Annotated in this window: 5 protein-coding genes; 1 reads left to right on the top strand and 4 read right to left on the bottom strand. The window is 40.4% G+C overall.

Annotated features, from left to right (window positions below; all coding sequences use genetic code 11):
* The 4 genes from LY11_RS26820 to LY11_RS25865 all read right to left on the bottom strand — a co-directional run.
* Positions 1-1880, bottom strand: a 1880-nt coding sequence (locus LY11_RS26820; RefSeq protein ID WP_170132777.1) for an MBG-2 domain-containing protein, incomplete at its 3' end; no start/stop codon positions are given.
* Entirely contained in the window at positions 1849-2520 is a 672-nt protein-coding gene (locus LY11_RS25880; protein WP_111636481.1) for a LamG domain-containing protein, read from the bottom strand. The genes LY11_RS25880 and LY11_RS26820, both read right to left, overlap by 32 nt.
* A gap of 182 nt (positions 2521-2702) precedes the next feature.
* Positions 2703-3536, bottom strand: coding sequence for an ABC transporter substrate-binding protein (locus LY11_RS25870; RefSeq protein ID WP_111636479.1), 834 nt, complete (start codon positions 3534-3536; stop codon positions 2703-2705).
* A 7-nt stretch (positions 3537-3543) separates the two neighbouring features.
* Positions 3544-4182, bottom strand: coding sequence for a phage tail protein (locus tag LY11_RS25865; RefSeq protein ID WP_111636478.1), 639 nt, complete (start codon positions 4180-4182; stop codon positions 3544-3546).
* Between the two features lie 836 nt (positions 4183-5018).
* On the opposite strand from LY11_RS25865, the gene LY11_RS25855 reads away from it, so the two are divergent.
* A partial coding sequence (locus tag LY11_RS25855; protein WP_111636476.1) for an aspartyl/asparaginyl beta-hydroxylase domain-containing protein occupies positions 5019-5718 on the top strand: 700 nt, incomplete at its 3' end.

Here is a 5718-nt window from a genome sequence, read left to right as displayed (position 1 = left end):
CTAGCTTGGGTATCACCATTCACAAAACCAGTATAACTGGCTGTTAAAATAGGTAATGCAGCACCGTAAGCTTTAGTTTTGTTGTCTGCGGTGATGGTCAGCGGTGCGGCGGTTACGGTTAAGCTACCTGGCACATAACTGATGGTATAATTTGCGCTAACTGCGCCACTGGCAGTGATTGAATACGGACTTCCTGCAACAGCAGAAGTTGCTGTAGCGGTAGTGGTCAGGGTAGGGGCAGTAATTAAGCTAGCCTGAGTATCTCCGTTCACAAAACCAGTGTAACTGGCTGTTAAAGCAGGTAATGCAGCACCATATAACTTAGTTTGGTTACTTGCAGTAATAGTCAGCGGTGCAGCGGTTATGGTTAAGCTACCCGGCACATAACTAATAGTATAATTTGCACTAACTGCGCCACTTGCCGTGATTGCATACGGACTTCCTGCAACAGAAGAAGCTGCTGTAGCTGTGGTGGTTAGGGTAGGTAGCGTTGTTAGGCTAGCCTGAGTATCCCCATTCACAAAACCAGTATAACTAGCCGTTAAAGCAGGTAACGCAGCACCATAGGCTTTAGTCTGATTATTTGCAGTAATGGTTAGCGGAGCAGTAGTTATGGATAAGTTACCCGGCACATAACTGATCGTATAGTTCGTATTAACTGCCCCAGTGGCAGTAATCGCATACGGACTTCCTGAAACAGAAGAAGCCGTAGTAGCGGTAGTGGTCAGTGTAGGTGCAGTCGTTAAGCTAGCTTGGGTATCCCCATTCACAAAACCAGTATAACTGGCTGTTAGAATAGGTAACGCAGCGCCATATACCTTAGTCTGGTTATTTGCGGTAATGGTCAGCGGTGCGGCGGATACGGTTAAATTACCCGGCACGTATGTGATAGCATAATTTGAACTGACTACCCCGCTGGCTGTGATTGCATACGGACTTCCTGCGACAGCAGAGGCAGTTGTGGCTGTAGTGGCCAAAATAGGTGGAGTGGTTAAACTGGCAGGAGTGTCTCCATTTACAAAACCGCTATAACTAGCTGTTAAAGTGGGTATAGGAGCGCCATATATCTTAGTTTGGTTATTTACTGTAATGGTTAGAGGTGCCTTGGTTATCACTGTATTAGCAGGTAACGTGATAGTGGGAGGAGTAGTAACTCCGGCACTGGACAATTGTATATTTCCGGTAATAGGGGCAGCTGTAGCAGGAGCATTAGCTGTAATTCTAATATAAACCGGTACAGGACCGAAATTACCTGCTCCACCGACTGTTACGGTGGGAGAAAAGTTAACATTGTCAGTACTTACTTCAAAACCTGTTGTCGGTGGTGTGATGAGTACGCCTGCGGTTAAATTAGTTCCACTAAGTACAAATGATTTCGAACCTGATGCTGTACCGTAAGTGGTGCTGAATGGGGCTGTTACTGAGTTTGTTACGAGTGTAATAACTGGTGCCGCTGCGGATGTGGTAAAATTCAGAATATTACCTGATGTTGTACCTGAACTATTCAGACCTTTACTTCTGTAATAATAAGTAGTTGATGGATTCAGGCCAGCAGGAGTTGCAGTTACGACAGTATTACCGGTGCCTGCGCTCACAGTAGCAGGAGCTGCATTTATAGAACTTGAACCAGCTAATGTAGCGCTGGTGCCGTAATCAAAACTTGTGGTGGTTGCATTTCCGTTATCATGAATTGTACCACTTAATGTAGCACCTGTTCCAGTTATAGCTGTAGCACCAGTGGTAGTAGCCAAAGGGTAACCAGCAACTCTGCCTGTTACATTGATTGTAGGATCTATTGGTTCAATAGCAGTAGTACTACCTAAAACCCCATTTAAACCATTTGGTCCGCTATCGGTAACAAATTTGCCCGGATTGTTCATTAAGTTTATAATATGCCACCAAGCCAGGTTCTGATCCTGTTAATTCAGTCAGTCTGCTATTGTTAATCTGAGTTGCAGTGCGGGCAGTGTTCCAGACACGGATGTCATCCATGCTGCCATCAAAGTTGGGTAACACTCCACTCTGCTGGCTGCCTGCATTAAAGAATGTAGCACCTATACCTGAGTAAGCGGGGGTTTGCGCTAATCCTTCCTGATCCGGAAGATTACCACCTGCCAGGACACCATCAAAATAAAAGCTCCAGTTTCCTGCATTGAAAACAAAAGCATAATGATGCCATGCGTTTGCACTATTGCCAGGTAGAGTGGTCGATGTCGTATAAGCTATTCCAAAATCTGAGGATAATGAGACAACCAGTTGACCGTTAAATATTCCGAATCCTCCCGCTTCTGTATTATTGGAAACAATAGAGGTAAATATATTGTCTCCGCTGATATTTGAGCGGTTTGCCCAGAATTCATACGTGAAACTGTTAAGGTTAGAGACAACATTTTTTAAATCTCCCGATTTTGCATTACTTGCCTGAGAGCCGGTAAATTTATACCCTATTTGTGCGGATGCTTTGTTGCTGGCAAAATAGAAACAGCAAAAGAAGAACGATAATAGTAGAATTTTTTTCATAGGTAAAGGATTAAATACACAAATAAGGATTTTGCCATGCTGACAAGGTTTGTTCTGCTGAAAAATTAAACTGTGGATACAGAGATTCAGAGATTGATCCTGAGAAAGCGTTTTTACTGATAGTACTTTGAATCATATCCATTTCCAGAATAGAAATAATTTCAGATTCATCATTATATGGATCATTTCTTAATATAGAAATGGCTTTTCTGAGCAATTGGGTCCTTGGCTAAATCCTGTAGATTATTGTCATATATACGATCTATTAAACAGGTATAGGTAGCCCTGAAAGAGGGGTGTAAGGAATTAACCTCGTTTAGACCTATAGGGAATGCAAAAGATATGGAAGGTATATAAGCGGGATCAATGTAAGTGGAGAAATTATTAATAAAAGTATATAATTCTTTGCCACACAAGGTGATATGAAGATGTTCCGGGCGTAGCCTTATAATTTCCCTATATAAAACTGATACATCTATTACATCGGGTGGGTTATTTAAAGTACAGCTCTGAAGTGATTTGGCCTGCTGGCTGTGATAGCCAATTCTGAATGATTCATTGAGACTATATCCTGCGTCGTACAAAGAAGTACAGATCAGGCAGTTTTCAGCAGGTAACTCATTAGCTACCCAGTTGCCTAAAAATGCGATAGATTTCCACGCATTGGAACTTACCAGGTAGTAATTAGGGGGGTAATTAATTACGGAGTGTGTGTAGGGAATAATTTCACCCATACTCAGGTTGATAAATAATTTTTCAGGATTATTTCTGAGCTTGTCAAACATTTGGATAGCTACCCTGTAGCCTGCATATCCGACAATTACGTCTACGTCATCATGATAAAATAATTTATCAATGGCTTTGGAAACATCTTTATCTGTGCCTTTATCAATAAATTCTTTAATGATTTCGCCGCCAGTATCCTCTGCATATGCTGCAAAAGGTTTCAGTAGTACCCGTTTTAAATACGGGTACTCTCCTGAAAAAGGTATTAACAGACCTATTTTTTTCTTCACAATCTGGTTAGTTTCTTGAAGGGTAGATTCCTTGTATCGCTATGATAAAGTTTACCGGACAATAAGCCGGAAGGGTAGGTATCGTTAATGGAACTACAACCGGAGCAGCTAACGGAGTTCCTGTTCCTGCATTACCTGTATTACCTGCTGGAATTGCCGCGTTGAAAGGAAGCAGGTTTGTGGTTGGAGCCAGTGTTGTATACTGCTTTGAAGGATTAGAGCTGATACCTGAACTAACTATTCCTTTGGTGAGTACTGTAGTTGGACCGGGAGTATCTGTGTTATTTGAACTGTCTGTGCTTACAGGAATGCTGATGCTCAAAGTTCCTGCAGTTGTAGGATGACTATGTGCAGGTAGATTCGCTGTAGTCAATGTAACACTAACTGTTCCACTTGCAGTTCCTGTGTAAACATCACTTCCACCTAATGCAGTAGCATCGGTTGGATTATTCAGCCCGCGTGGAACTCTGTTTCTAAGGTCTGGAAGTTTAAAAGTATTTTGTCCGTCTCCGCCATACCTTGTTCCGAGTAAAGAAAATAAAGCTGCATTTTGCTGAACTGCTAATGAAGCGCCATTACATAATGCATAACCTACCGGTGCAAATGGAATTGGCCATAAAAGAATTGTTCCTAACATTGGATCCATAATGTTTTGTCTTTTAGATTGTTAATTGATATGTTTTTATTTTGAAAATGGTGTTTCGAATCTGTCTTCTTTTAGAAGATTTATAGCAGCATAATAAAATAGGGGATCGCGCTTTTAAAAAATGTTGAATATTTATCTTTAAAATCTGCCTGTACATAAACTGCACTGACCATTTTTATGTAAATCATCCAACCGGGATAGGGATGTAATAGTTACCTCAGCAATAAAAATATTTATTCCAATTTTTTATATTCCGGAAAATAGGCTTGCAGTTGTTTTAAGCAGATAAAGCTAAAGTGATTAAATAGCGCGATTATAGCTTTATTTAATTCATTTTGTGCGGCCTTATCAAAGCGGAAGTAGTTTGTTCTGGAAATATTTTCTATATATAGTTCTTCTAAAATAAACCTATAGGTAGATATAGTTGCCTTAAACCATCTGTTAGAATGGTAGCAATCCATAGCCGGGAGTACACCCGTGTGATTGTTATGTAAAACTATTGTCATTTGAGAGCGACTTGTTTAGTTAAACAAATATAATTTTTACAATGTTAAGTGCAAATTATTTAATATTTATTTTCTCACGATTGGCACTTAAATCCAGTAATGTAACATCATTATGTGTCAAAATAAACGAATTGCACTGAGAATCACTGACTTGTATTTGGGTTTTAAGGGGTGTATTTAGAGGAATCTGGTTAATAACTGCAGCTAATCCGTTTCTTTAACTGGCAGATAAACAATATTGAAATAATATTTTCAATTGTTATATTTCAATATTAACTTGTACGAACACAACTGGTAGCTATAATTTTGTTGGTTAATTGTTAATGTACTATGATTGTTTACGCTAAATTATCGGTATTTCCGGAGTATTCTTTGATGAAGCAGGAGCTTAAATCATTGTTACTGCATTGGGATAATCATTTTAATAGTGGTAACTATGAGGGTAGCTGGACCGTATTGCCATTAAGATCAGTTGGGGGGCTGGATACTATTATTCCAGGTTTGACAGCAAATGATGTTTTTGCGGATCATCCGAATATGGATATGTTCCCGTCTATCCGGAAATTTCTGGCCACCTTTCAGTGTACAGTCAAATCTGTAAGGTTATTAAATCTGGCTGCGGGGGCAGTAATTAAACCGCATTGCGATCATGAACTTTCTTTCGAATTGGGAGAGGCAAGGCTACATATCCCTCTGGTCACCAATCCGGATGTCGCATTTTATGTTCAGGATCAGCGCATAACTATGCTGCCGGGCGAGTGCTGGTATATGAATGCCAATCTGCGGCATCATGTTACAAATGGAGGAAAAACAGACCGGATACATCTGGTCATAGATTGTGAGGTAAATGCCTGGTTAGGGGAGCTGATAAATTCTGCAGATTGCATTAGCCGTATACCGGATTATAGTCAACAGCAGCTCCTTGATATGATTAGTGTGGATATTCCGAACAAAGTACACCAGTGTTCCACGGCAAAGTACACCACTTCTTTGAGCGGCATAAAATACACTAACTATGCATTATACCCAC

It is taken from the genome of Pedobacter cryoconitis (assembly GCF_003259615.1).
GTDB lineage: Bacteria > Bacteroidota > Bacteroidia > Sphingobacteriales > Sphingobacteriaceae > Pedobacter > Pedobacter cryoconitis.
This window is presented reverse-complemented; position numbering and strand designations above follow the sequence as displayed.

Excerpts from the sequence above, each read along its gene's own strand:
- LY11_RS25880 (WP_111636481.1), bottom strand. The coding sequence starts at position 2,520 with ATGAAAAAAATTCTACTATTATCGTTCTTCTTTTGCTGTTTCTATTTT.
- LY11_RS25865 (WP_111636478.1), bottom strand. The coding sequence starts at position 4,182 with ATGGATCCAATGTTAGGAACAATTCTTTTATGGCCAATTCCATTTGCA.